Below are 370 nucleotides of genomic sequence, written 5' to 3'. Positions count from 1 at the left end.
GTAGGTGTAAAAATTACAGCTTTTAATTTGTCGTGTACGTGGGTGCTTTTAACAATTAAATCATAATTGCCTTTCATCGCATGATTAATCACACTTTCGAAAGGGCGGTTATGCCACACAACTTCGGTATTAATTTTTATATTGAATTTACTAAAACCATCTATGGCATTTTCTAACCAAGCGACACGTTGATCAATAACACCTTGGCGCATCGCTTCACGTTCTTGACTAGACAAAATTGAAGTCATTTCATATGAGAAGTCAAAAATGGATAAAAATGCAGTTATCTCTGCCTGACTTTTTGACGCTAATTCAACAGCACGTGCCAATGCGGGTTGATGATCCGTTGTAGGATTAATCACCACTAATA

The 370-nt window shown here is 36.8% G+C and carries 1 protein-coding gene; it reads right to left on the bottom strand.

The genetic code is table 11. From position 1 onward, the window contains the following. Positions 1-370: universal stress protein (locus tag AAEY75_RS14255; protein ID WP_352259929.1), on the bottom strand; the 370-nt coding region annotated here is incomplete at both ends.

Source organism: Psychrobacter sp. TB55-MNA-CIBAN-0194 (assembly GCF_040309505.1).
Classification (GTDB): Bacteria; Pseudomonadota; Gammaproteobacteria; order Pseudomonadales; family Moraxellaceae; genus Psychrobacter; species Psychrobacter fozii.
The sequence above is the reverse complement of the archived record's forward strand: the minus strand, read 5'-3'. Positions and strand labels throughout refer to the sequence as shown.